At 59.3% G+C, this 25,545-nt stretch carries 19 protein-coding genes; 2 read left to right on the top strand and 17 right to left on the bottom strand.

The genetic code is table 11. From position 1 onward, the window contains the following. Positions 1 to 3 precede the first annotated feature (3 nt). The 6 genes from QTL96_RS14210 to cyoA form a co-directional block, all read right to left on the bottom strand. Complete coding sequence (locus QTL96_RS14210; protein ID WP_289728115.1) at positions 4 to 765, bottom strand: phosphoglycerate mutase family protein; 762 nt, start codon at positions 763 to 765, stop codon at positions 4 to 6. 97 nt (positions 766 to 862) lie between these two features. After that, positions 863 to 1,615 (bottom strand): SURF1 family protein, encoded by a 753-nt coding sequence (locus tag QTL96_RS14205; protein ID WP_113012143.1) that lies wholly within the window; start codon positions 1,613 to 1,615, stop codon positions 863 to 865. A 50-nt stretch (positions 1,616 to 1,665) separates the two neighbouring features. Continuing rightward, entirely contained in the window at positions 1,666 to 2,067 is a 402-nt protein-coding gene (gene cyoD / locus QTL96_RS14200; protein ID WP_112822537.1) for a cytochrome o ubiquinol oxidase subunit IV, read from the bottom strand. Continuing rightward, positions 2,064 to 2,684 carry a cytochrome o ubiquinol oxidase subunit III gene (gene cyoC / locus QTL96_RS14195; RefSeq protein WP_112944094.1) on the bottom strand — a complete coding sequence of 207 codons (621 nt, stop codon included), beginning with the start codon at positions 2,682 to 2,684 and terminating at the stop codon, positions 2,064 to 2,066. Before cyoC ends, cyoD begins: the two co-directional genes overlap by 4 nt. A 4-nt stretch (positions 2,685 to 2,688) precedes the next feature. Then, the gene (cyoB, locus tag QTL96_RS14190) at positions 2,689 to 4,692 is read right to left on the bottom strand and encodes a cytochrome o ubiquinol oxidase subunit I (protein ID WP_018896980.1); all 2,004 of its coding nucleotides are present in this window, start codon (positions 4,690 to 4,692) and stop codon (positions 2,689 to 2,691) included. Positions 4,693 to 4,741: 49 nt separating this feature from the next. Continuing rightward, positions 4,742 to 5,878, bottom strand: a complete 1,137-nt coding sequence (cyoA, locus tag QTL96_RS14185) for a ubiquinol oxidase subunit II (protein ID WP_112944093.1) — start codon at positions 5,876 to 5,878, stop codon at positions 4,742 to 4,744. A gap of 387 nt (positions 5,879 to 6,265) precedes the next feature. Here cyoA and QTL96_RS14180 point away from each other — a divergent pair, with 387 nt between their 5' ends. After that, positions 6,266 to 7,597, top strand: a complete 1,332-nt coding sequence (locus QTL96_RS14180) for an MFS transporter (RefSeq protein ID WP_112972813.1) — start codon at positions 6,266 to 6,268, stop codon at positions 7,595 to 7,597. Between the two features lie 87 nt (positions 7,598 to 7,684). Here the strand turns inward: QTL96_RS14180 and QTL96_RS14175 are convergent, their stop codons facing one another. The 10 genes from QTL96_RS14175 to QTL96_RS14130 all read right to left on the bottom strand — a co-directional run bounded on the left by QTL96_RS14175 (position 7,685) and on the right by QTL96_RS14130 (position 22,303). Beyond that, complete coding sequence (locus tag QTL96_RS14175; protein ID WP_112944091.1) at positions 7,685 to 8,152, bottom strand: cyclic nucleotide-binding domain-containing protein; 468 nt, start codon at positions 8,150 to 8,152, stop codon at positions 7,685 to 7,687. 94 nt (positions 8,153 to 8,246) lie between these two features. Beyond that, complete coding sequence (locus QTL96_RS14170; RefSeq protein ID WP_289728114.1) at positions 8,247 to 10,961, bottom strand: ABC transporter ATP-binding protein; 2,715 nt, start codon at positions 10,959 to 10,961, stop codon at positions 8,247 to 8,249. A gap of 184 nt (positions 10,962 to 11,145) precedes the next feature. Next, complete coding sequence (locus QTL96_RS14165; RefSeq protein WP_289728113.1) at positions 11,146 to 12,285, bottom strand: glycosyltransferase; 1,140 nt, start codon at positions 12,283 to 12,285, stop codon at positions 11,146 to 11,148. After that, on the bottom strand, positions 12,282 to 13,529 hold the full coding sequence (locus tag QTL96_RS14160) for a glycosyltransferase (protein ID WP_112972817.1): 1,248 nt from the start codon (positions 13,527 to 13,529) through the stop codon (positions 12,282 to 12,284). The genes QTL96_RS14165 and QTL96_RS14160 overlap by 4 nt, the downstream gene beginning before the upstream one ends. A gap of 11 nt (positions 13,530 to 13,540) precedes the next feature. Then, a complete protein-coding gene (locus QTL96_RS14155) occupies positions 13,541 to 14,749 on the bottom strand; it encodes a glycosyltransferase family protein (protein ID WP_112822656.1) in 1,209 nt (402 codons plus the stop codon). An 87-nt stretch (positions 14,750 to 14,836) separates the two neighbouring features. Then, positions 14,837 to 16,009: an ABC transporter permease gene (locus QTL96_RS14150; protein WP_289728112.1), complete on the bottom strand. Its 1,173-nt coding sequence runs from the start codon at positions 16,007 to 16,009 to the stop codon at positions 14,837 to 14,839. Then, the gene (locus QTL96_RS14145) at positions 16,009 to 17,007 is read right to left on the bottom strand and encodes an ABC transporter permease (RefSeq protein WP_112822545.1); all 999 of its coding nucleotides are present in this window, start codon (positions 17,005 to 17,007) and stop codon (positions 16,009 to 16,011) included. The genes QTL96_RS14150 and QTL96_RS14145 overlap by 1 nt, the downstream gene beginning before the upstream one ends. Positions 17,008 to 17,010: 3 nt before the next feature. Next, complete coding sequence (locus QTL96_RS14140) at positions 17,011 to 18,921, bottom strand: ABC transporter substrate-binding protein (RefSeq protein ID WP_112822546.1); 1,911 nt, start codon at positions 18,919 to 18,921, stop codon at positions 17,011 to 17,013. Then, positions 18,915 to 20,813, bottom strand: coding sequence for an ABC transporter ATP-binding protein (locus QTL96_RS14135; RefSeq protein WP_289728111.1), 1,899 nt, complete (start codon positions 20,811 to 20,813; stop codon positions 18,915 to 18,917). Before QTL96_RS14135 ends, QTL96_RS14140 begins: the two co-directional genes overlap by 7 nt. Positions 20,814 to 20,959: 146 nt before the next feature. After that, entirely contained in the window at positions 20,960 to 22,303 is a 1,344-nt protein-coding gene (locus tag QTL96_RS14130; RefSeq protein WP_112944083.1) for an adenylate/guanylate cyclase domain-containing protein, read from the bottom strand. A gap of 429 nt (positions 22,304 to 22,732) precedes the next feature. On the opposite strand from QTL96_RS14130, the gene QTL96_RS14125 reads away from it, so the two are divergent. Further along, a complete protein-coding gene (locus tag QTL96_RS14125) occupies positions 22,733 to 24,073 on the top strand; it encodes a nucleotide sugar dehydrogenase (protein WP_113198992.1) in 1,341 nt (446 codons plus the stop codon). On the opposite strand, the gene QTL96_RS14120 is transcribed toward QTL96_RS14125, so the two are convergent. After that, positions 24,063 to 25,238 (bottom strand): DUF3095 domain-containing protein, encoded by a 1,176-nt coding sequence (locus QTL96_RS14120; RefSeq protein WP_113198991.1) that lies wholly within the window; start codon positions 25,236 to 25,238, stop codon positions 24,063 to 24,065. The two genes, QTL96_RS14125 and QTL96_RS14120, sit on opposite strands and share 11 nt — an antisense overlap. Positions 25,239 to 25,545: the final 307 nt, after the last annotated feature.

The following is a 25,545-nucleotide window of genomic DNA, read 5'->3' as shown; positions in this document are numbered from 1 at the left end:
GGTTCAAATCCCGCTTCCTTCGGGAAGACCTGATCTCGGTGCGATCGTGACCTCCGCACCATAGGCCTCACGCATGTCATGGTCCTCGCCCGGCCCGCGATCGGCGGCGTGGTGAAGCAGTGTCGAGGCGTATCCCTGCGCATTCGATCCCTGGATTAGCGTCACGTCGGCATTGCCGGGATTATAGGATCGCTCGAACCAGTCGACCGGTTGCTGCAGGAAGTTCATTTCGAACGCCCGGTTGGTGACACCGTGGCCGACGATGACGACGGTTTCGTCTCCATCGCGGCTGTCGTGCAGTGCCGTCTGGATAAACAGGCGCATGCGCTGGGCGACATCGGCGCGGCTCTCGCCATCGGGGGGTCGTGCGTAGAATTTTCCACTATTGTTGCGCAGCCTTGCCCATTTCTCGAATTCGTCGGGAAACTTCTGCCTCTGCTCCGCGTGGTCGTAGATCTCGGTGAAGAGGCCGAAATCCTGCTCGCGCAACAGATAGTCTTCGCGGACCTTGCCTATGAGGTTGGGCGACAGAACCGAAAGCAGGGCATCCTTGGTCTGGCGCGTTCGCAAGAATGGGGAATACCAGATCTGCAACTGCGGGACGTCGGCCAACGTCTTCAGGTGGGAGGCTATCGCCTCGGCCGCGCCAATCGCCTGCCGGTGTCCCCATCTGGTCAGCGGGACATTGTGATCGCCGAACTGGCCGTAAGCCCGCTCATCAATATTGCCGAGGGATTCGCCGTGGCGAACAAGAAATATGCGCATCATGCGGCCCAGATTGTCCGGAATGGAATCGCCGTATCATGAACGGTGCGGCCGCCCGGGGCAACGCCGGGGATGTCGGGCCCAAAGGCCCGACCCGCTATCGACGTCGGCGCAGCTCGCTGCGCAACACGAAAACCAGAAGACCGGCCACCATCGCGGCAAGCGCGAACCAGGTAAGCGCATACTGCAGGTGGTTGTTGGGGAAGCTCACCTGCGTCAGCCCCCCGACGGGAAAGCCACCCGGATTGGCGGTGGCATCGGCGTCGATGAAGTATGGGGCGATATCGGTGACGCCCCGCTTTGCAGCCATCGCCTCCACGTCGCGCGAGTACCAGCGATCGTTCGCCGGATCGTTCGACTTGATGAAGGTGCCGCCCGGCTCGTTGAGACGTAGTAAGCCGGTAATCTTCACCGGGCCGGAGACCTGACCCTCAAGGCGCGTGTTCACGTCGCGTTTGTCCGTCGGCACGAAGCCGCGGTTGATCATCACGGATGTCCCGTCGGCAAGCGTCAGGGGCGTGATCACCCAATATCCGGCGCCCAGCGTCGTGGCCGCGAAGACGAGGCTTTCCTTGTCGTTCTGCAAGGCGCCTTCAGCCGTGACGCGGCGGTATTCGTCATTTTCTTTTGTGATATTTCCCCAGTCAGCGCGGGCGGGGGCGGCCAACGGTTCGGCATGGATGCGCTGATCGACACGGGCGATCAGATCCAGTTTCCAGGCGCGGCGTTCGACCTGCCAGACACCAAGCGCGAAAACCGCACAAAGGACGACGACGAGGAAGCCGCAGAAGATCGTAAGTGCGATCGCCGAACGACGTTTGGGAGCTTGGTCTGCAGGGGAGTTTGTCAAGGTCTTGAACCGTAACGGGCGGCGTTGCCGCCGCCCGTCCATTGTGCCCGTCAGGGCATGTTTTTCATCATTTCCGGGTTCATCGGCATCATGTTCGTATTGAGATGATGCATGACCCAGAGCGAGCCGGAGAGTGCGATGACCACGAGCAGGATCGTGAAGATCAGCGCCAGCAACGTCCAGCCACCCTCGGAGCGAGAGTTCATGTGCAGGAAGAAGATCATGTGAACGACGATCTGGATCACGCCGAAAATCATGATCAACGCAGCAGTGACAGCCTTGTTGTCGAAGACGCCGGCCATGACGAGCCAGAATGGAATGGCCGTCAGGATGACCGACAGGACAAAGCCGATCATGTAGCTCTTGAAGGTGCCGTGAGCGGCTTCATGCCCATGGCTGTGCCCATGATGGGCTTCGTGAGCATCCTCGTGTGCGGGTGCGTGCGAACTCATCCGAGTACTCCCATAAGATAAACAATCGAGAAGACGCCAATCCAGACCACGTCGAGGAAGTGCCAGAACATCGAAAGGCACATCAGGCGGCGCTTATTTTCGGGGATCAAGCCATGCATCGAAACCTGCACCATCAGCGTCACCAGCCAGATGATGCCGAAGGTCACGTGCAGACCGTGGGTCCCGACCAGCGTGAAGAAGGCCGACAAGAACGCCGAACGCTGCGGGCCCGCACCTTCATGGATCAGGTGGATGAACTCGTAAAGTTCGAGCGCGATGAACACGGCGCCAAACACGCCGGTGACGGCGAGCCAGAACAGTGTTTCAGCCTTCTTTGCCCGCTCCATCTGCAGCATGGCGAAGCCATAGGTGATGGAGGAGAGGAGCAGCATGGAGGTGTTGATCGCCACCAACGGCAGATCGAAGAGATCTGCCGGCGATGGGCCGGCCGCATAGCTGCGGCCGAGAACAGCGTAGGTTGCGAACAGGATCGCGAAGATCAGGCAGTCGCTCATCAGGTAGAGCCAGAAACCCAGCATCGTGCTGTTTTCGGGGTGATGCTCTTCCGTCAGGTAGAATTCGGGCTTCTCAGCCGTGTCGATTGCAGAGTTGCTCATGATCTTACACCTGCTCGGCAAGCAGCTTGGTGCGCTTGTCTTCCGTTTCCACGACTTCCTCTACGGGGATGTAGAAGTCACGCTTGTAGTTGAACGTGTGACCGATGGTGACCACGAGCATGGCAAGCGCGGACGCCGCGACCAGCCACCAGATGTACCAGATCATCGCGAAGCCGAAGACGACGCTCAGAGCACCGAGAATGACACCGGTACCGGTGTTCTTCGGCATGTGGATCGGCTTGAAGCCTTCCGTCGGACGAACGTGGCCGCGAGCCTTCATGTCGTACCAGCTGTCGTGGTCGTAGACGATCGGCGTCATCGCGAAGTTGTAGGCTGGAGGCGGCGACGAGGTCGACCACTCGAGCGTACGGGCACCCCACGGGTCGCCGGTTGTGTCACGCAGCTCTTCGCGCTTCAGGAAGCTGACGACGAGCTGGATCAGGAACGAACCGATGCCGAGCGCGATGAGGAAGGCGCCGAAGGCAGCGATGATGAACCAGATCTGCAGCGACGGATCTTCGAACTGCGACATGCGGCGGGTCACGCCCATCAGGCCGAGAACGTAAAGCGGCATGAAGGCGAAGTAGAAGCCGACCAGCCAGAACCAGAAGGACATCTTGCCCCAGAAAGGATCGAGCTTGAAGCCGAAAGCCTTCGGGAACCAGTAGGTCACACCGGCCATCAGACCGAATACCACGCCGCCGATGATGACGTTGTGGAAGTGGGCGATGAGGAACAGCGAGTTGTGCAGCACGAAGTCAGCCGGCGGGATCGCCAGCATGACACCGGTCATGCCGCCGATGACGAAGGTCACCATGAAGCCGATCGTCCACAGCATCGGGACTTCGTAGCGGATACGACCGCGATACATCGTAAACAGCCAGTTGAACATCTTCGCCCCTGTCGGGATGGAAATGATCATCGTGGTGATGCCGAAGAAGGAGTTCACGCTTGCGCCCGAACCCATGGTGAAGAAGTGGTGCAGCCAGACGAGGTACGACAGGATGGTGATGACGACGGTGGCGTAAACCATCGAGGCATAGCCAAACAGGCGCTTGCCGGTGAAGGTGGCGACGACTTCGGAGAAGATACCGAAGGCAGGCAGCACGAGGATATAGACTTCCGGGTGACCCCAGATCCAGATGAGGTTCACATACATCATCGGGTTGCCACCAAGGTCGTTGGTGAAGAAGTTCGTGCCGGCGTAGCGGTCGAGCGACAGCAGCGCGAGCGTTGCGGTCAGGATCGGGAAGGAGGCGACGATCAGCACGTTGGTGCAGAGCGAGGTCCAGGTGAAGACGGGCATCTTCATCATGGTCATGCCAGGCGCGCGCATCTTAACGATCGTCGCGATCAGGTTGATACCCGACAACGTCGTTCCGATACCGGCGACCTGCAGGCCCCAGATGTAATAGTCGACACCAACGCCGGGGCTATATTCGACGCCCGAGAGCGGCGGATAGGCCAGCCAGCCGGTACGAGCGAACTCGCCGATGAACAGCGACATCATGATCAGGACCGCGCCGGCCGTCGTCATCCAGAACGAGAAGTTGTTCAGGAATGGGAAGGACACGTCGCGTGCGCCGATCTGAAGCGGAACCACGAGGTTCATCAAGCCGGTGACGAACGGCATTGCCATGAAGAAAATCATGATGACACCGTGGGCCGTGAAGACCTGGTCGTAGTGGTGAGGCGGGAAAATGCCGGGATTGCCGTTGAAGGCCATCGCCTGCTGGGTACGCATCATGAGAGCGTCGGCAAAGCCGCGCAGAAGCATGACCAGGGCAAGAATGACATACATGATGCCGATCTTCTTGTGGTCGACGCTGGTGAACCACTCTTTCCAGAGATAGGTCCAGAGTTTGAAGTAGGTGATGAGACCGAGGACCGCGATCCCGCCGACCACGACCGCGCCAAACGTGGCGACGAGAATCGGCTCGTGATAGGGGATTGCCTCGATCGTCAACCGGCCGAAGATCAACTTCAGAAGGTCAGGATTGGAAAACATGGAGTAACCCGTTCATTGGTGTCTTTTCGACGCAAAGCGCCAGGTTGAATTATTTGGTCGCAGCAGGCGCGCTCGCGTCGGACGACGGCATAGTATGGCCGTCGTGCTGCATGGTTGTTCCGGACATGGTCATGCCGGGCATGTTTTCCATGTTGCCGGCACCATGGGCGGGGGCTTCGCCTGCGGCAGCTGGCTCGGGAAGGTGGATGCCGTCGATCGGCTCACCGTCGAATTTCAGCTTGTCGCGGTTCTCATGGCTTTCCTTGCCGGCGCCGCCCATCATGTCGATGTGCATCATTTCGCTCATGCACATTTTGCCGGGGGTGGCGCACATGTTCAGGATCGCGTTGAAGAGATCCTTGTCGGCGGTGGCGAAGTAGCGAACCGGCTCGCGCTCGCTCGGACGTTCGAGCTTGAGATAGGCGTCGCGGTTCAGCGCGGTGCCCTGGTTCTTGACCTGAGCCACCCAGCTTTCGAAGCCCTGCTGGTTCATGCCGTGGAACTTGAAGCGCATGTGGGAGAAGCCGGCGCCGCTATAGTTCGCGGAGAAACCGTCATACACGCCTTCCTTGTTGATGACGGCGTGCAGCTTGGTCTGCATGCCGGGCATCGCGTAGATCTGGCCAGCGAGTGCGGGGATGTAAAACGAGTTCATCACAGACGACGCGGTGATCTCGAAGTTGATCGGAACATCGACGGGAGCCGCCAGTTCGTTGACGGTTGCGATGCCCAGTTCCGGGTAGAAGAACAGCCATTTCCAGTCGAGAGCGACGACCTGGACGGTCAGGGGCTTTACGTCGGCGGGTATGGTGCGCTCCGCATCGATGCGGTCAAGCGGACGGTACGGATCGAGCTTGTGCGTGGTGATCCAGGTGATCGCACCGAGCACGATGATGATCGCGAGTGGAGCGGACCAGATGACCACTTCGAGGCGCGTGGAATGGTGCCATTCGGGATCATACGTGGCGGAGGTGTTCGACTGGCGGTAGCGCCAAGCGAAAAACAGCGTCAGACAAATCACCGGGATGATGATCAACAGCATCAGCAGGACTGACACGATGATCAGGTCTCGCTGTTGCATGGCGATATCGCCGGAAGGCGACATGACCACCAGGTTACATCCTGCGAGCATAAAAAATAGCGGCAGAATGACGAGATGGCGGGAAAACTTTGACAGCTTTTGCACGTCGTTATTGCTCTTTTTGTTTCGTCCGATCCGCGACTAAAGCACTATAACTTGTAGCAACATGAGGTGTTTGGTCGCAGCGCAGCAGAATTGCCGCAGTGCGGGATACGACGGAGCGCGTGCGATGTCAAAAACTTGAAGCGACGGAAAGAGGCATTTTTTTGCACGGCGCCGCATTCGTGCAACTATATATCCCAGAAAGGCCCCTCGACCACCATTCAGGGCCTTATTTTAGCGTTCTCGCGCACATTTCTTCACGCGAAGCTAATTTTCAAAATCCCTGCGCAACTATTTCTGCTCTCCGCACTTGATAACGGCGAGAGTTCGTTCAAACTCTTAGGGGAGACGCTTTGCCGCAAGTGTCTTAACGAGGGAGGCGTTTTGAATATGGCTACTGTGACTAACTATGGTCCTTCGTCCACGTCCATGGAACGGGACGCGAGACAAATTCATGCTGATAAGCCGGTTTCGCCGGGCAGCATCGCAATCGGTGTCGTCATTGGACGTACATCCGAGTTTTTCGATTTCTTCGTTTACGGGCTGGCGTCGGTGCTGGTCTTTCCGCAACTTGTCTTTCCGTTCGCGCCGGACAGGTTGACGGCTACACTTTATTCCTTTGCGATCTTTTCGCTTGCATTCCTGGCACGACCAGTCGGCTCCGTGGTCTTCATGACGATCGACCGCCTGTATGGTCGCGGCACCAAGCTCACCATCGCTCTGTTCCTGCTTGGTGGGTCCACCGCATCCATTGCGTTCCTGCCTGGTTATACTGAGATCGGCGTCTGGTCGATTGCGCTTCTTGCGCTGTTCCGCTTGGGGCAGGGCTTTGCGCTCGGTGGTGCCTGGGATGGCCTGGCGTCACTGTTGGCGCTGAACGCGCCGAAGAATCACCGCGGATGGTATGCGATGATCCCGCAGCTTGGCGCGCCGATCGGCTTTGCCCTGGCAAGTCTGCTTTTTGGCTACTTCGTCGCCAATCTGTCATCGGAGGATTTCCTTAGCTGGGGCTGGCGGTATCCGTTCTTTGTCGCCTTCGCCATTAACGTCGTTGCACTTTTTGCCCGTCTTCGCCTGGTGATGACGAAGGAATTCGGCACGGCGCTGGAACAGCATGAGCTCGAGGCGGCCCCGATTCGCGACGTCGTGCGCATCCACGGTCGCGATATCCTGATCGGCGCCTTCGTGCCGCTCGCGAGCTTCGCGATGTTCCACCTCGTCACGATCTTCCCGCTTGGCTGGATGAGCCTCTACGGCGACCAGCCGATCGGCGCCTTCATGCTGGTTCAGACGGTCGGCGCCATGGTGGGCATCTTGGCGATCATCGCTTCTGGCCTGATGGCTGACCGTATCGGCCGGCGCGGCCAGCTGGCGGTCTGCGCGGTTCTGATCGCGATCTTCAGCTTTGTTGGTCCCATCATGCTGGGCTCGGGTTCGAATGGGCACGATGCCTTCGTGATCATCGGCTTTGGCGTCCTCGGGCTGTCCTTCGGGCAGGCCACGGGCTCGATCTCCTCACGCTTCGGCCGGGGTTATCGCTACACTGGCGCTGCGTTCACGTCCGATCTGGCGTGGCTCGTCGGTGCCGGCTTCGCGCCGCTGGTCGCACTCAGCCTCTCCAGCCGGTTCGGACTGACCTTCGTTGGCTATTACCTGCTATCGGGCGCTATCTGTACGCTTGCTGCTCTGGCGTTCAGCCGGGCGCTGGAACAGCGCGACTGATCGATCGACGCCAATAAACAACAAAGCCCGCCTGAACTGATGTTTGGGCGGGCTTTTAGCATTTGCGTATAAGCTATGGTGGGTCGCCTAACTCACTGGCTCCGGCTTTTTTGCGGCGCGCGCGGCAGTGAGCTCGGCGGTCGTATGGTTCAGGCGGTCTGCGAGGACGCGCATGATCTCGACAGCCATCTCGGGAAAGTCGCTCAAAAGCTTCAGGAAATGCTCCTTGCTGATCCGGAGCACCTCAAGCGCCGAGGTGGCACGAACCGTCGCGGTACGCGAGACATCGCAGAGGATCGCGATCTCGCCAACGATCGAGTTGGGATCGACATCGGCGACTTTAATGTCGCCCGCGGGTGAGCGAACAAGAATGTCTGCTGTTCCCGACAGGACCACATAGGCAGCATCGCCCGGGTCACCTTGTCGGAACAGATCCTGTCCGGCACTATATGTCATGCGGTCTGAGGTGAAGGCCAAAAGTTTGAGCTTGGCCGGTGCTATCCGTGAAAAGATTGGCACGCGCCGTAGCATCTCGACTTCGTCTCTAAGCAGCATGACCTTATCTTCTCCCTGCGCGCTCGTGGCTCGCTTGCTAGAATTACGCGCGTCCTTTTTGGCAGGACGTCACTTTTGTAGCCCCTTTAGAATATTACGATAACAGTTCCTTGAACATACCGTTCTGTTCGGAAAGTTCCGGAAAATTACCGGCCTCGACCAGGCTTCCACGATCAAAAAGCAGGATTCGATCGAAGAGCGCGGCCAATCGGGCGTTCGAAAGAACCCAAACGATCGCTGGCCGCTCGCCCTCTTGATGCAGCTCGTTGACGAGATTGTTGGTGATCTGGTCCTGCACGCGCTGATCCAGCGCCGACAGCGGCCGATTGAGGATAATGTAGTCGGACCGCCTGAGCAGCGTACGCGCCAGGTTCAGCTTCTGGCGCTGGACCATCGTCAATCGCTTGCCGCCGGAGCCGACATCGAACTCCAGGCCAATCGACAGGACATCGTCGAAGAGCTCGAGCGTTTCGAACAGGCCGACCATGATTGACCGGATGCTTTCGGACGCGTCGGCACGCTGGTAGGCGATGCGACCGAAGAGAACGTTGTCCATCAGGCTTGCTGAAGAGATGAAATGTTCAGGGTCGTAGCGCTCAATGACAGCGGCAAGATCATCGGGAATATTCTCGTGGAACTGCTTGCGGGCGCTAACGATCTTGGCGGTCAATTCGTCGGTCAGGAGACCGAAGCGATGGCGAGGCTCGATATATGCGAAGCTCAGGCGGATAATCGCCGAGCGCTCTTCCGGCGTCGCGTCGTCAAACTTCCGGCTGCTGAGCTTCTGCAGCAGCGCCTGATAGGTCGGGATGTCGTCCGCCGTCATGAAGGTCAGCTGCTGAAAGAACGGGTGGTCCGGCGGTAGATCGTGGAAGAGTTCGACCGCGTTTTCGGCGATTTCCAGACCCATGGCGTAGAGGTCGTTGCTCAGACCCGTTTCCCGGAACAGTGTCTGGAAATAGGGATGCGCCGCCAGGCGCCGGTTGTTCATGATCGGCCGCTTCATGGAGCCGAAAAGCAGGTTTTCGCCAACGGTGGCCTGCGCGTTGTAGCTATCGAAGTCGAAGGGAACGACGATGTTGCCGAGTTCCGACTGTTGCATTTTCTCACGCAGGGCGGCACGCAGATCAACGATATGCCCTGCAAGCTTGGTGTGGACGTGCGTATCAACAGTCGAGCGCAGCGCGAGGTCGAGAATGTCTTCTGTGATGAGCACGGCGTCGAGAGCCGGGCGCATGGCCGTCAGGATATCGCCTGGACCGGTGGCGCCGGCTGCGCGGTAATCGACCCAGTCGCTGTTCGGATCGAGCGTCGGGTTGCCGGCCTTGATGGCTTCGGCGGCATGCCACTTGGCTTCCTGAGCCGTCTGCTCGTCGTAGTCAGGATCTTTCAGCGGCGCGTGCTTCAGCCCATAGAGAAGGTTGTCGCGAAGCGTGCCCTGGAAGAAATACAGGTCTGACGACGCATATGAAATCCGGCGGCCGGAAACCGATTCCGGCAGCTCCAGCAGATCCTTTCCGTCGATAGTGATACGGCCTGAATTCGGCCAGACCACGCGGCCAAGCGCCTCGGCAAAGGCTTCGGCACCACTCGAATTGGGGCCGACGACGGCCACCGTCTCGTTCGGCTTGATTTCGACGGAGACGTGATCGATCAGCTTGGCGCCGCTGTCGTCGCTGACGGCAAGATTGGTAACGACGATGGGGGCGGCCAAAGCCGCGACCTCTTCGATGGCAACCTTGTGGATGCTGTCGTCGATCAGCGGCTCGACGTTGAACTGCTCGTAGACCTGCTGATACTTCACCTGCACGTCCTGACGCATCTGGTCCCAGTCGATCAACTCCTTCAGCGGTCCCGGCAGGTCTTTGTAGGCGCTGATTACGGCCACGAGCTGCCCGATATCCAGCCTGCCCTGGAGCGCCAGATAACCGCCGATTGCGTAGAACAGGAACGGGGTCACCTGAGCCAGGAAGTTGTTCAGGAACTTGACCAGGAACTTCCACTGATAGAGATCGTAGCGGATCGAAAAGATGAGCCCCAGTCGGGCCGCGATGTCGGCACGTTCGAGGTTTGACGTGTCATTGCCGTGGATTGTTCCGATGCCATCGACGATTTCGCCGACGCGGCCGGAAAGCTCGCGCGCCGTCAACTGGCGCTGACGTCCGAGTTCCAGGAGCCGTTTGCGCATGCGGGGAATGACCACGGCTTGAACGCCGACAATCCCGGCGGCGATCATGCCCAGCCAGAAATTCTGCACGATGATGAAGGCGAGCGCCGTCAGGGCCTGGCCGCCGAGCAAGGCAGGCGAAACGAAGGCGTCCCCGGTGAAGCCGCCCATTGGCTCGACTTCGTCCTTGATCATGGTGGCGATTTCAGCGGATTTCACGCGCTTGAAGTGATTGGGCGGGAAACGCAGAACCCGATCGATCAGCTGGAAGCGGATACGCCGCAGCATGCGCTCGCCCAGCCGACCCTTGTAGGTATTGATGTAGAACTTGAAGAGACCGTTGAGCACCACGAGCGCCAAGAAAACCAGGCTGAGTGCCATCAGCATCTGCTCGCGACCGAGTTGAATGCCCTGGAAAAACTCCACCTTCCCGATCAGCGGAAACGTGTAGGATAGATGCATGAAGGTTTGCGTTGCGCCTTCGCCCTCGAAGCCCGAGCCCTGGATAGGTCCGTTGACGATCTGCTTGGGCAGGTCGAAGGACAGGAAGTAGGGCACCATCGAGAGAGCGACAACCGCCAGAATCCAAAGCTGCTGCAGCCGCGTGTTCGACCAAATGTAGCGCGCGAGGCTTTTTTCCATTGCTAACCGTCGATTGTCTGGAAAATTTGAGACATCAATCCTGCACGTGAAGGCGGTGGTACCGAGAACAGGATCATGCTACCGGATCGCTCAATAAAAACAACGCGAAGCGGCGTGTATTGCTGGACACCGATTCACGCGAGAACTGTTTTATATCACATGATTTTCATAAAGGGCGAGAGTTTCACGCGAGCATAGCGCGAATGATTTCCGCCGTTCGTCTCGCGCCTTCGAGGTCGATCGTAAGATCGGCGGTGCGACGCTTTGGAGCCGAAAGTGCCGCGCTCACGGCTGCTGCCACATGATCGGCCGTCAACCCTTTTTCAGGAAGCAAATCGGCCAGTCCAAGCTTTTCAAGGCGCTCGGCTCTGACGGTCTGTTCGGTCTCCCCGCCTGCCACGAACGGGATCAGGATCGGCCGGCAATCTGTCCGCAAGAGGTCACCTACAGTGTTGTAGCCGGCCTGCGAAATGGAAACGCGCGCGGCGCTGAGCAGCGAGGGGAAATCCTTGCGGAACCGCACGAGCGTGACATTGGACGGGATCGCTTGCGACAGGGACGCGAAATCTGCCTCCGGCAGGTTCGGACCGCTGATCAGCAGCCAGCGCAGATCGGCCGGCAGGGTCTTCGCGGCTTCGCCGGCTGCTTTCAAAAGCTCCATCCCAACCGCGCCGCCGCCGGCGGATGCGATAATGTCGAAGGTCTCCGACGCCTGCTTCGGTGCTGGCGGCGCCACGATGCCGGTGTAAGAGACCTTGTCGGCGATATCTGCTGTGAGCGGGAAAGTGTCTTCGAGGCGCACGAAGCCCGGGTCACCGTGAACGAGCACGCCGTCGAAATGCGCCTGCACAAGGCCCACGGTCTCGGCGTCGCGCCCAGCCTTGCGGTTCTCCTGCAATATGTCGCGCACCGAGCTAAGCAGTTTCGGTCGAGGGTTCGTCGCTTCGATTGCTTCGATCAAAGGCAGGAGTTCGAAGCGCATCTGCCTGCGTCCAAATGGAAAAGCCTCGATGATGACGACGTCGGGCCGCGCGTCGTGAAAGGCCTGCAATAGAAGATCGCGACGACGATCGAGGAAGTCCTGGTCGACGGCGACACCCCGCTCATCGGCAAGCCCGGAAAATCCGGCGTTGCTGGCCACCACGGGCGGCAATGCCACCGTCTTCAACCCCGTCGCCGGGAAGCCGGCAACGGCCAGGCCGCCAGTTACGACAGTGACATCGAAACCGTCGGCCTCAAGGGCATTTGCGATGCGGCTTGCGCGCGCGATATGACCGATACCGAGCAGGTGCTGAACGTAGAAGAAAACCCGTTGGGCGCTCATGATGCTTTCTGCCACTCCTGTTGGAAAAGCTGGCTGAGCTGATCGATGCTGGCATTGTAATCGAAGTGGCTGCGCACACGGCTCTCGGCAGCGTCACCCAGCCTTTGCCGCAGGTCCGGATCGCGAATGGCTGCCTCCAGCGCCTGGGCCAGCGCCTTGGGATCATCCGGTTCGACCAGCAGTCCATTTTCGCCATCTACCAACAGTTCCGGTACTCCGGACACGGAGGTGGAGATGCAGGCCAAGCGCTGGCTGGACGCTTCGACTAGAACATTCGGCAACCCATCGCGGTCGCCATTGGCCGCGATGCGGCAGGCGAGCATGAAAAGATCGGCTCGGCGATAGTGATCCAGAACCTCTTCCTGGGCGAGCGCACCCTTCCAGGTGATGCGCTGGGAGAGCTTGAGTTCGCTAGCCAGTGCCTTCAGTTTGGCCAGTTCGTCGCCGCCGCCGATATGCTCGAAACGCCAATTGAGATCGCTGGGTAGCAATGCCAGCGCTTGCAGTAAGGTGTCATAGCCCTTCTTTTCCACCGCGCGCCCGACACTGAGCAGGAAGACGGGTTTTGTTGGGTCGCTGCCATCATGGCCGGATCGTTCGCCGGAGAAATGACCGAAGCGGGCGAGATCGAGACCGTGATAGCTCAAATGCACCGCATCCTTACGCGATGTCAGCGTGCGCATATGCTGGTAACCGTTGCGGGTGCAGGTGACGGCCCATCGGGCGCTGGAGAGTTTTTCAGTCAGCTCCCAGTCCGGAGATGTCCAGATGTCCTTGGCGTGGGCAGAGCAGGTCCAGGGCACACCTGTCAAAAGGCTCGCATATTCGGTAACGGAGGCTGGCGTATGGATGAAATGCGCGTGCAGCCATTGTCCGCCATCCGGCCATTCGCGGGCGAGCACCATTGCCTGGCCAAGCCTTCGGAAGCGATTGCGCGAGACATCACGCGGCAAGTCCTTGAAAAAACGCTTCATGAGCGTGCCAAAGCCCGGTTTGCGGAGGCTTGCAAACAGCCCCTTCAGCACACGCAATGGCTCTTCGTGGAGGTATTCCGGCAGATAGACGACCCGCGCCTTGATCTCGTCGTGAACGGGATGGCGCTTCTTGTCGGTTGGACGCCGCATGGAGATCAGGGTCAGGTCAAAACCGGCCTTCTCTAGCCCCAGCAATTCCTGCGCGATGAAAGTTTCCGAAAGGCGCGGGTAGCCCTTCAAGACGACAAGCAGTTTGCGGCGTGGCAGCAATGATAAGACTCTCACTCGGCGCCGACGACGGAAAGGTGGCGGCCACGGTTGTCGAGCCAGCTGCCAACTGTCTCGGAGATATGGTTGAGGCCTTCAAGCCGCATGTTGGATCCGCTCATCGAAGGCGGCTGTCGATGCGGCAGACGCTTCAGCGCATCGGCCATGACGGCAGCGTCAGCCGAGGCCTCCGGCAAAAGCATCTCTACGAGGCCGAGGTCGCTGGCCCGCTTGGCGCGAAGCAGCTGTTCTTCGCGCGGCTTGACGCGGGGCACGATCAGCGCGGGCTTGTCGAAGGAGAGGATTTCGCAATAGGTGTTGTAGCCACCCATCGCCACCACGCCAGCGGCGCCGGCGATGAGTTCTTCCATATTGTTGTCGAATTCGATCACCTGGATGTAGGGGATCTTCGACCCCTTCTGCACCAGCGTCGTGCGCTCCGCTACCGGCATGTAGGGACCGAGCACAACCAACGCCTTTTGCTGCAAGGTCGGATCTTGCTCGTAGGCATTCATCACATCGTGCACCAGATCCGAGCCATCGCCACCGCCACCTGTCGTGACAAGAATGTAATTGTCGCTGCGGGCATTGATGGAGGTTTTATTGGCCGAGACGCTGCGCTGCAGGAAGCCGACGAAGTCCATCTTGCGGCGAACGCTGGCCGGCACATCGAGGCCGATGAGGGGGTCGTAGAAATCAGGCGGGCCATACACCCAGATCGAATCGTAATATTGGTCGATCTTCTGCATCACGCCGTTCTTCTTCCACTCGGCGTCGAGCAGGTGAGGGGCGTCCATGATCTCGCGCAGGCCAAGCACCAGTGTCGTGCCTCGTGCCTTCAGATAGTTCAACGTCTCCTCAACCTCGCCCTTCAGTCCCATCGGCTCCTTGTCGACGATGAAGATATCTGGCTGAAACGTCTCTGCTGTGTGGCGGATGATCGATTCGCGCATCTTCAGCGTATCCTGAAGATCGATATGGCTTGCCATCGACGTATACTCGCCGTTGCGCAGCTTGATGACGCTCGGCACCTTAACGAAGTCAACACGGGCGCGATAGTCGAAGGCACCGGCGATCGTTGCACCTGAGATGATCAGGATGTTGAGGCCGCGATAGTCCTCGACCAACGCATGCGCGATGGTGCGACAGCGTCGCAGATGGCCGAGCCCGAACGTATCATGGCTGTACATCAGGATGCGTGCGTCTTCCAGGCGCCTGGCCATGGACATTCCTTCCGGGCTATACATCATCTAGCACCGCCGCTTTCAACGGCGCTGGCGACGGATCGGGGAAGGATCAGTCGTCGGCCGTTATTTGTAGGGATCTGCCGCATCACGCAAGCCGTCTCCCAGAAAGTTGAACGCCAAAATAACCAAGACCACCGGTATAATCGGGAAAAGCAACCACGGATAGAACGCAATAACGCTTACGCTCTTGGCTTCCGTGAGCAGAATGCCCCAGCTTGTGATCGGCGGGCGAAGGCCAAGCCCCAGGAAGCTCAACGCCGTCTCGCCGAGAATCATGCTGGGAATGGAGATTGTTGCCGAAGCGATCAGGTGGGACATGAAGCCCGGGACGAGATGGCGGCCGATGACGCGAGGCGTGCTTGCGCCCATCAGCTGCGCTGCCTGCACGTAATCCTCTTCGCGCAGTGCCAATAGCTTGGAGCGCACGGCGCGCGCCAGGCCGGTCCAATCGATAATGCCGAGAATGATGGTGATGCCAAAATAGATAACAAGCGGGCTCCACGTCACCGGCATGATCGCTGCCAGCGCCATCCACAAAGGCAGGCTCGGAAGTGACTGCAGCACTTCGATCAGGCGTTGTACGATCAGGTCGAACACGCCGCCACGGTAGCCTGCAAGGCCGCCAATGACGATGCCGAGGCAGAAGCTGATGGATATGCCGATCAGGCCGATCGTCAGCGAGATGCGGGCTCCGTAGAGAATGCGCGAAAGCACGTCGCGCCCCAGACGGTCGGTGCCCAGTAGAAACATCTGTCCCCCCTCGGCGGGGCAGACCATATGCAGGTTCGAATCGAACACGCCCCAGAATTTGTAGGCGTCGCCGCGGCAGAAGAACCGGATCGGCTGCACGTCGCCAGGCTTGTCGCTGTAGAGGCGATGCAGCGTGTCCATATCCAGCGACATGGTACGACCATAGACGAACGGACCGACGAATTTGCCATCATTGAAAAAGTGCACGCGCTGCGGTGGCGAGTGGATAAAATCGACGTTCTTGGTGTGCAACCCGTAAGGCGCCACGAATTCCACGACGATGATCATCAGATAGACGGCGATCAGGAAGACCGCCGATGCAAGCGCCAGGCGGTGCTGCTTGAACTTCCACCACATCAGCTGCTTTTGCGACGCGAGGTGGATGCGCGATTGCGCCGCCGTCATGCTTTCGGTCGCCATCGGATCGAATGGCGCGGTCGAGACGTAGTGCGGCAAAGGTGCGCCGGGTGAGGGCAAGGGCGACATTATTTGGTGCTCCTGCCTTGCAGGCGAATACGCGGGTCGAGGAAGCCAAGGGCGATGTCCGATATCAGCACGCCAATGACGTTCAGGAATGCCAGGAACATCAGGAATGAACCGGCAAGATACATATCCTGGCTCTGAAGCGCCTTGATCAGCATCGGGCCCGTGGTTTCAAGTGACAGCACGATAGCGACGATTTCCGCGCCCGATATGATCGAAGGCAGGATCGAGCCGATATCGGCCACAAAGAAGTTCAGCGCCATGCGAAGTGGGTATTTTATGAGCGCGCGCAAAGGGTGAAGGCCCTTGGCGCGCGCCGTCACGACATATTGCTTCTGCATCTCGTCGAGCAGGTTGGCGCGAAGCCGTCGGATCATGCCTGCGGTGCCGGCCGTGCCGACGATGATCACGGGGATCCACAGATGGGACAGGATCGATCTGGCTTTCTCCCAGCTCATAGGCTCGGCGAGATATTTCTGGTCCATCAAGTGGCCAATCGAAACCCCGAACCAGATGTTGGCAAAATACATGAGGATCAGCGCCAGCATGAAGTTGGGAATGGCGATGCCGAGCAGGCCGAACAGTGTCAGGCCGTAATCGCCCCAGCTGTACTGATGGGTGGCGGAATAGATGCCGATCGGAAAGGCGATCAGCCAGGTCAGAAGGATCGTCGTAAAGGAGACCAGAATGGTCAACCACAATCGGTCACCCACGACCTCCGACACTGGCAGCTGGTATTCGAACGAATAGCCGAAGTCGCCATGCAGCATGCCGCCGACCCAGTAGAAATAGCGGACCACCGCCGGCTTGTCGAAACCGTACTGTTTCCTGAGTTCCTCGATTTCCTGCAGGTTGGCGCTTTCTCCCTGCGCGCGCAACTCAGCGATCTGGCTTTCGAAGAAGTCGCCTGGCGGCAGTTCGATGATGGTGAAGACCAGCGCCGATATGACGAACAGCGTGGGCACCATGGCGGCGATGCGCCAGAGGATATATCTCAACATCGCTCAGGCCTCCTTGAACCAGAAGGTGTCGGGCATGTAGATGCCGAGATAGGATGTCGGGTCAAAGCCATAGAGGCCTTGCTCCGGCACATTTTGCAATTTCGCTGATTTTAAAATGGGTTGCAGCGTGCTGTTGATCAATCCGATCGAGAAGACCTGCTGCGTGTAAAGCGACAGCATCTGGTGCCAGATCGCTTGACGTTCCTCGAAGTGAGAGGTCGCGCCCCAATGGCTGAGCAAGGTAACAAGCTGCTCGGCCTCCGGCAGATCAGGCGCGGTTCCAGCCTGGCCGGCGGATAGGTGGTACATGCCCCAGAGCGGCCATTGCAACTGATCGTCCATGGTTGGCGCCAGTTGGCTCGGCGACATGTCGGCGGTCGCCACCCCGTTGTCGATGCCGAACCAGATCGACATCATGATACGGCCGCTCATGGCGCGGTCGCGGAAGACGTCGCGCTGCGAGGTGCGGGTGTAGAGTGCAATGCCAACCTCCCGCCAGTGATCGCGTACCAATTCCAGCACGTCGGTGTCGAGATTGCTCTCGCCAGCGGTTTCCACCGTGATCTCGGCGCGGCGCCCATCCGGGAGCAGGCGAATGTCTTCGCTGTCGCGCCCGGTCAGCCCCAGCTCGTCAAGCAGACGGTTGGCTTCATCTGGATCATGGGCGATGAAGGCGTCGGCATATTCCTGTTTAAACAGCGGACTGTCCGGCAAAACGGTGTCCGCGCTCGGCTTGCCAAGGCCGTAGAAGGCCACCATGTTGATTTCGTGACGGTCGACAGCCAGCGAGAGGGCACGCCGGAAGCGCGTCTCGCGGAAAAGCTTGCGCCAGACATCGTCAGCGCAATTGAGGTTCGGCAAAAGCGCCACGCGCGATCCGCGCACCTGCTTCCACAGGTTTACCTTTACGGGAAAACGCTTCTCGGCGTCCTTGAGATAGGTATAGTCGTTGAAGTCGACGCCTGTTGCCTGCAGGTCGGATTCGCCCGCGCCCGCCTTGGCTGCGATGATCGAGGACGAGCTGACGTTCATGATGAACCGATCGACATAGGGCAGTTGGACGCCGTTCTCGTCGATCCGGTGGAAGAATGGGTTGCGCACAAAGACAAACTGCTCTGCCGGCGGCGGCGTGGTGTTGATCCAGGGATCGAGCGACGGCAAGTCGGGGTTTTCGGGGCGCGAGGCGCGCGACATCTTGATGTGCAGATCGGCCCATTTCTTGACGCGGTTCTGCTTCATCAACGCCGAAAGGCGAAAGTCGTCCTGATACTTCTTGTGGAACTGCTTCAGATAGTGCGCCGGCCCGTAAATGACCAGCGGCAGCGGTCCGGCAAGTGCCGGCATGAAGTTGGGGTTCGGCCGGTCCCAGGTGTAGCGCACGGTGACGGGGTCGAGGACCTCGAAGCGCGGAAGGTTACCGTGCGGGCGAAGCTCCAGCGCGCCTCCTCCCGGTGTCAGCTCCTTGTTGAGGATGACATCCTCCCACCAGTAGCGAAAATCGTCGGCAGTGAAGGGCGATCCATCGGACCAGCGGTGCCCTTCGCGCAGATGGAAGGTGAAGACGGCGTCGTTTTCCGAGGTAAAGCCCATCAGGATGTCGGGCTGGAACTGCAGCTTGGTATCGTAGCCGACAAGCCTGGAATAGCCATAGACTGTCATGTAGCGGATGTCTTTCGCGCTACCGATGATGGTGCGCACGGTGCCGCCGTAGACCCCGGGCTGTCGCCCGGTGGCCTTCATGTTGATGATCCTTGGATGGGTAGGCAGGCGCTCCACCATTGGGGGGATGCGATCTGCCCGCAGCCAGTCGCGCAGGAATTCGGGCTCGATATCCCGCTCTCCAACCGCTTTTGCCAATGACGGGGCGATGGCTGTGCCAACCAGTCCACCGATAAAGCCGCGACGCGTTACCATGCGCGCAACTCCTTTGCGTCGGCGCCTTTCCGGGCGCGCACGAAATGACCGTTGCCAAGATCGGCATAATCGAGTTCCGATGCGTCGTCGTGTTCGGCAGTAAAGGTCACGCCCCAGTTCTGCTTGTCAGCCGCACCGTTCTTGCGCAGAGCCTCGAAGTCCAGCGGCCGGTCGAGATCGGGGAAGGGGACGGCGGCCAGGAGAGATTTGGTGTAGGGATGGACCGGATCTCGCAGGATGATTTCCCGCGGCGCGATCTCCACGATGCGCCCCTTGCACATCACCGCGATGCGATCGGCCATGTAGTCGACCACGGCCAGATTGTGTGAGATGAACAGATAGGTCAGCCCGAGTTCCTTTTGGAGATCCTTTAACAGGTTAAGGATCTGGGCCTGGACCGAAACGTCAAGTGCGGAGACGGGTTCATCGAGAATGATGAGCTTAGGCCCGAGTGCCAGCGCGCGCGCAATCCCGATGCGCTGTCGTTGACCGCCAGAGAAACTGTGCGGATAGCGGTTGAGATAGCGCTTATCGAGCCCGATCGCGCCCATCAGCGCTTCAACCTTGCGATTGCGCTCTGCACTGTCACCGCGATCGTGGATTTCGAGCGGCTCGGAAAGTATATTGCGAACAGTCATACGAGGAGACAGCGACGATACCGGGTCCTGGAAGACCATCTGGATATTGGTGCGCAGTTCCTGCAGATCATCGCCGGTGACGGACAGGACGTCGACGACATCCTTGCCGTCGTTGAAGATCACCGAGCCGCTATCCGGCGCCATCGCCCGCATGAGGATCTTGCTGACGGTGGTCTTGCCGCAGCCAGATTCACCGACGAGGCCAAGGCACTCGCCACGGCGAATATCGAAGCTGACATCGTCGACCGCGCGAACGCCGGCGTGGTCGCCCATGCCGAACAGGCCGCGGTTGCGTGTCTTGAAGGTCTTGGTCAGATTGTTGACCGACAAGAGCACCTCAGGCCCTTCGACCGCCACCTTGGCCTTTTTCTTGCCGACGAGGGATTCGAGGTTGACCGGAACGTCCCGCAGCGCCTTCAGCCGCTCGCCTTCTCGCATGTCGAAGTGAGGAACGGCGGCCATCAGGCCCTTGAGATAGGGGTGCTGCGGATTGCGGAAGATCGATTCCACCGGCCCAGCTTCCATGATCTCGCCATGGTAGATGACGACGACTTCGTCGGCCATGTTGGCGACGACGCCGAGATCATGGGTGATCAGCAGCATTGCCATGCCAAGCTTGTGCTGCAGATCGCGCAGCAGTTCGAGGATCTGCGCCTGGATCGTCACGTCGAGCGCGGTCGTCGGCTCGTCGGCGATCAACAAAGCGGGTTTGCAGATGAGCGCCATGGCGATCATGGCGCGCTGGCGCATGCCGCCCGACAGTTCGAAGGGGTACATGTCGAATGTCCGCTTCGGATTGGCGAAGCCGACAAGACCGAGCATCTCCTCCGTCTTCTGCCGTGCTTCTTTCTTCGTCGCGTCCGTATGGATCAGCAGCGATTCACTGATCTGATTGCCCACAGTGTGCAGCGGTGACAGCGACGTCATCGGCTCCTGGAAGATCGTCGCCATGCGCCGGCCGCGCAAATCGCGCATCTCTTCGCTGTCGCGCGAGTATTTCAAAATATCCGTGGCTTTGCCGTCCAAGGGGTCGGTGAAGAGTATGCTTCCCGTAGCCTGGGCGGGATTGGGCAAAATACCCATAATGCTCTGGCTGATAACCGACTTGCCAGAACCCGACTCGCCCACCAGCGCCGTCACCTTGCCCGGCAGGATGCGCAAATTTGCGTTCTTCACGACACGCAGCTTGTCGCCGAAAACCGTAAAGGAGATATCAAGATTTTCGATGCGTAGCAGATCGGACGCGGACGCCATGCCAATGAGATTCCCCAGTTTTCTTCGTACCTATTGCGAAGACACTAGCGTACGGCAATCAGGGTGTCCAGTTGATGACGAACTGATTGAAATTGGGGAGATTTCTGCCTTTTTGTCAGCCTCGGCCCAAGGGTTTGCCCCGAACGTTACTGCATGAACTTGTCGGCTGTCGGGGCTGTGGCCTGCTTGCGAGCATCGCGGTGGAGAAGGATGACCTGCTCGGCCTCCGACAGCGCATCGTGAGGTGCCTCATCGATGCCCTCGTCGGTGTGCAGCTGCGGGGTTGGCGCGTGCGGTTGCAAAACAGTGATTTTCTGGCGCACGCCGCGCAGCTTTTCCTCACCCAGCGTCGTCCATTCTCCTCCGCAATAGCCAGCAAAGGCCTGGCTGGCAACGACCTCGCGCGAATATTTCTTGGTCAGCGACTGCAGCCGCTGCACCTCGTTGACGGCGGAGCCGAAGGCCGAAAACGTCAGCCTGTCCTTCAAGCCGACATTGCCGAACATGACATTGCCGACATGCAGGCCGATGCCGTAGGAGATCTTGCCCAGGCCGTTGGCCTGGCGCTCGCTGTTGAGTTCGCAGACCCGAGACTGGGCCTGGTGAACAGCCGATAGGGCGGCCTGACAGGCGATTTTCGACGGATCCTTGTGGCGCCCGCATGGATAGACGGCTAGGAAGCCATCCCCTATGAAGCTCAGGATCTCGCCACCATTGCGATTGAATGGCGCGGCGATTGCGTCGAAAAACTGGTTCAACGTGTCGATGTAATTCTGGCGGCCTTCCTTTTCGGCGTAGACGGTAGACTGTCGCATGTCACCCATCACCAGCGCGGCACGGATGGTTTCGCCATCTCCGCGACGGATCTGGCCGTTGAGGACGCGCTTGCCCGCATCACCGCCAAGATAGGTTGTCAGCATGTTGTTGGCGAGCTTGCCGAGTACGGCCATCTTGGCTGCAACGGCGAGGTGGTTCTGCATCCGCAACAAGGCGTCGATCATGTCGTCGGAAAAGCCGGAATGGCTGTCGGTGGACCATGAACCCATCATGCCCTGCACTGAGCCATCGCCGAATGGCTGCACGAAGGCGAGGTAATCGGTGATCCGTTCAGCCCGCAGATCGGCGAAAACGGGAAACTCCACCTGCCCGTCGGCCGGTATATGGCGACGGATATGCTGTAAATTATTGTCGAGGAGATAGTAATAAGGGCTCTGCAGGAAGCGATCGGGCTTCTGCCCCGCTGCATGGCGATACCCTTCAATCGTCACACCGCTTGCTCTTTTCCAAGTGAAGCTGAGTGCATCGTACAAGGGATGCAACATCGAGAAGGTGAGGTGAACCCGCGCGATCGGAAGGCCTGCAGCCGCGATGCGCTCGCAGAAGCCGCGAACGATGTTTTCGAGATCGTCGCCGGCCAGCGACGAATTTGTTAGCCACTCAGCAACACGGTCCAGTAGAATTGAAGATACCCTGGTATCGATCGCGCCCATGCCTGCTAATATCCTCATAAGGCGCGTCACCCCGAAAAACGACGGAAAATCGTCCAGACGCGTCATGTGCGCCAGGCGAAATTCAGGATGAACGAGCAGTATTATTGTGTCAACGATCCGCCAGAGCGGTGGAGGTACCTGTCAGGCCACAGGTGAATGCGGCCGGATAAGCTGCCTTTTGATGGTTGGTTATACACTCTAGATAGGTCCGCCATCCACACGAGACAATGGGCGTGGGCCAAATTCCGCTGTTCCTCCAAATGTCTGCGGGAGGCCCGAGTCATTTTAGCAACACCGCGACGATCAGCCTGCTAGGTGCCGCCCCGTGTTCACGTTCGCGTCAGTTGTCCAATATCCCGATTAGCGGGTTTAATTCGCCGCGATCTTACACTAGATCAGAATTCCTTTCTGTTTCAGGCGAGACCCGCTTTGCAAAGCACCTCTGTATTCGACGATCTTTCCAACAAGATTGAGACCCGCACGGCTCGCGCCGGTATCATCGGCCTCGGCTATGTCGGCTTACCGCTCGCCATGGCGATCGCCCGTAGCGGCTTCGCGGTCACCGGCTTCGATGTCGATCCGAAGAAGATCGTCGCCATCGATGCGCGCAGCTCCTATATCGATGCGGTCACCAGTGCCGACTTGCAGGCTCAGATCGATGCCGGCCGCTTTGCCGCGACGACCGAATTTGCCGGCCTAGCCGAGTGCGACGTCATCGTCATCTGTGTGCCGACGCCGCTCACCAAGCACCGGGACCCGGACTTGTCCTTCGTCGAAGCGACGTCGCGCACGATCGGCGAGCATCTGCGCAAGGGCCAGCTGGTGGTGCTGGAATCGACCACATATCCTGGCACCACCGACGATGTCGTGAAGGTCATCCTTGAAAAGACCGGCCTGAAATCTGGAACTGACTTTTTTGTCGGCTTTTCGCCGGAGCGCGAAGACCCTGGCAACCAGCATTTCAATACGGCTACGATCCCCAAGGTCGTTGCCGGCGATGGTGCCGAGGCCCTGTCGCTGATGTCCGCCTTCTATGGAGCTGCCGTGAAGACAGTTGTTCCCGTGTCGTCGAATGCCACCGCGGAAGCCGTCAAGCTGACGGAGAACATCTTCCGGTCCGTCAATATCGCGCTCGTCAACGAGCTGAAGACCGTCTACGCGGCGATGGGTATCGACGTCTGGGAAGTGATCGATGCGGCCAAGACCAAGCCGTTCGGCTACATGCCGTTCTATCCGGGTCCGGGGCTGGGCGGTCACTGCATTCCGATCGATCCCTTTTATCTCACCTGGAAGTCGCGCGAATACGAACTTCCCACGCGTTTCATAGAGCTCGCCGGCGAGATCAACTCGGCGATGCCGCGCTATGTGGTCGGCAAGCTTGCGGAAGCGCTGGATATCCGTGTCGGCAAGGCGCTCAGCCGTTCGCGTGTTCTCATGATCGGCCTTGCCTACAAGAAGAACGTGGCCGATATTCGCGAGAGCCCGTCCCTGCGGCTGATCGAGGTGATCGAGGAACGTGGCGGCCGCGCGGATTATCACGATCCGCATGTGCGGGAGATCCCATCAACGCGTGAGTACCAAGCGCTAAAGGGGCGTCAGTCCGTGGCGCTCACCGATGAGGTGCTCGCAGGATATGACGCGATCCTGATCGCAACGGATCACGACGGTGTCGACTACAAGCGCCTTGCCGAAAGCGGCGCACTGATCGTCGACACGCGCAACGTATTCGCGCGGCTCGGGATTGCCGCCGAGACCATCGTCAAGGCGTGACTTCGTCGATCGACAGCGTTTTGCCCGTTATCTGGCTGGCGGCGACAGCATAGCCGCCGCTCGCTCCATCGATGAAATGCATATGATCGCGCGACAGCGGCGTCGGCACGAAACAGGTCATGAGTGCCGATGCCTGGCTGTGTAGGCCGTAACGCGCTGTGCCGTCGGCCTGTGCCTTTTCCAGGAGCGTCCGGATGAGGCCGAGGCGATGTGCATCAATGTCGATCGTCATCTTCAGCCCGTCATCGAACTTGCGAAAGTCGGAGTTGCCGGCGACATCACGCTTGTAGAGCCGGGCGTCGAAGGTTCCAAACTTCAGGTTCAGCTTGTGCAGGATCACAGTCAGAGCGATCTGCAGCATGATGATGATGCGCTGCCTGAGCCGTCCAGCATGGGGCGCCGTCGCGTGCGCCTCCCTGTTGATGCCTTTCAGCGAGAAGCCGAGAGCGGGGCCGTCGGCTGGTACCGGATGTGCATCGCGGCTCTGCTCGGCGGAAATGGCGACCACGTCGCTGACCAGTTGCCGGAACTGCGGCGTCACGCCATGGACGCCCGGCACGACGATGATCGACGCGATTTCGCCGTTTCGGGACTGGATCGGGTTCCATCGGCAAGAAAGGCCAGTCAGATCGGGGCGCGACCCTGGAGGTGCGGGTTCGATGGCGTAGTTGCCTTTTTTCATCTGACCTTCCGCCCAGCTGCCTCCGCCACCTGCAAACATCGCGTAGCTCACGAAGGGACTTGCCGAATAGCGTGCAACGCGCACGTCCAGTCCCTCGCGCCTGATGTCACGGATGGGGACCAGGGCAATACGCAGCGTCAGTTGCAAATCTTCTTCAGCCCAACGCTGTGCGGCCGCAAGGGCTTGGCGCGCAGCGCTTTCCATCGAGCCGGGCAGGGCGACGATAGCGCCATCGCCACCAAAGACGAAGGGGTAGTCACCCTTCGCGAGCGCGTTGAGCACCGCGGAGATGACGCTGGCACCCGCCATGTTCACGTCCTTGTAGCGGCCGTCCATGATCGCCTGCGTCGAGCCAACGATGTCGGCAACCGCCAACACCCAATCATCGGGAAGACGCCGATAGTTGTTCGTATCGGTCACACCCTCGAACTGATCGAAGATCGGCACGCTTTGGAAGAAGCTGTCATTGGAAATGTCGTTCATGCCAGAACTTAGACCAGACAGCCGGATCTGCGGCAATGCCAATTCGTTCGGGCAAGGCGTGGTGACCGGCTTCAATCCGATCCGCCAGCGGCAACCGACCGTGTCATTTGAACCTGGCTTGGATCCTGTGTTGGACCCCGCCCTGCCTCCCGCCTTGGCTCGCGTATTGGAACTCAACCGGGATACCGCCTTGGGTCGGTGCAAACCGACTTGCACGCTTGAACCTTTGCCGCTAGCTCTGTCGCCAACGCACATGCTTTGAACGCGTGGCTGCAAAACCGCGCCCCACTGGCTTTGCGGCAAGCGC

The organism is Rhizobium sp. S163 (assembly GCF_030380805.1).
GTDB lineage: Bacteria > Pseudomonadota > Alphaproteobacteria > Rhizobiales > Rhizobiaceae > Rhizobium.
This window is presented reverse-complemented; position numbering and strand designations above follow the sequence as displayed.

Excerpts from the sequence above, each read along its gene's own strand:
- QTL96_RS14210 (WP_289728115.1), bottom strand. The coding sequence starts at position 765 with ATGCGCATATTTCTTGTTCGCCACGGCGAATCCCTCGGCAATATTGAT.
- cyoD (WP_112822537.1), bottom strand. The coding sequence starts at position 2,067 with ATGAGTTCGCACGCACCCGCACACGAGGATGCTCACGAAGCCCATCAT.
- cyoC (WP_112944094.1), bottom strand. The coding sequence starts at position 2,684 with ATGAGCAACTCTGCAATCGACACGGCTGAGAAGCCCGAATTCTACCTG.
- cyoB (WP_018896980.1), bottom strand. The coding sequence starts at position 4,692 with ATGTTTTCCAATCCTGACCTTCTGAAGTTGATCTTCGGCCGGTTGACG.
- QTL96_RS14180 (WP_112972813.1), top strand. The coding sequence starts at position 6,266 with ATGGCTACTGTGACTAACTATGGTCCTTCGTCCACGTCCATGGAACGG.
- QTL96_RS14175 (WP_112944091.1), bottom strand. The coding sequence starts at position 8,152 with ATGCTGCTTAGAGACGAAGTCGAGATGCTACGGCGCGTGCCAATCTTT.
- QTL96_RS14170 (WP_289728114.1), bottom strand. The coding sequence starts at position 10,961 with ATGGAAAAAAGCCTCGCGCGCTACATTTGGTCGAACACGCGGCTGCAG.
- QTL96_RS14165 (WP_289728113.1), bottom strand. The coding sequence starts at position 12,285 with ATGAGCGCCCAACGGGTTTTCTTCTACGTTCAGCACCTGCTCGGTATC.
- QTL96_RS14155 (WP_112822656.1), bottom strand. The coding sequence starts at position 14,749 with ATGGCCAGGCGCCTGGAAGACGCACGCATCCTGATGTACAGCCATGAT.
- QTL96_RS14150 (WP_289728112.1), bottom strand. The coding sequence starts at position 16,009 with ATGTCGCCCTTGCCCTCACCCGGCGCACCTTTGCCGCACTACGTCTCG.
- QTL96_RS14145 (WP_112822545.1), bottom strand. The coding sequence starts at position 17,007 with ATGTTGAGATATATCCTCTGGCGCATCGCCGCCATGGTGCCCACGCTG.
- QTL96_RS14140 (WP_112822546.1), bottom strand. The coding sequence starts at position 18,921 with ATGGTAACGCGTCGCGGCTTTATCGGTGGACTGGTTGGCACAGCCATC.
- QTL96_RS14135 (WP_289728111.1), bottom strand. The coding sequence starts at position 20,813 with ATGGCGTCCGCGTCCGATCTGCTACGCATCGAAAATCTTGATATCTCC.
- QTL96_RS14130 (WP_112944083.1), bottom strand. The coding sequence starts at position 22,303 with ATGGGCGCGATCGATACCAGGGTATCTTCAATTCTACTGGACCGTGTT.
- QTL96_RS14120 (WP_113198991.1), bottom strand. The coding sequence starts at position 25,238 with ATGAACGACATTTCCAATGACAGCTTCTTCCAAAGCGTGCCGATCTTC.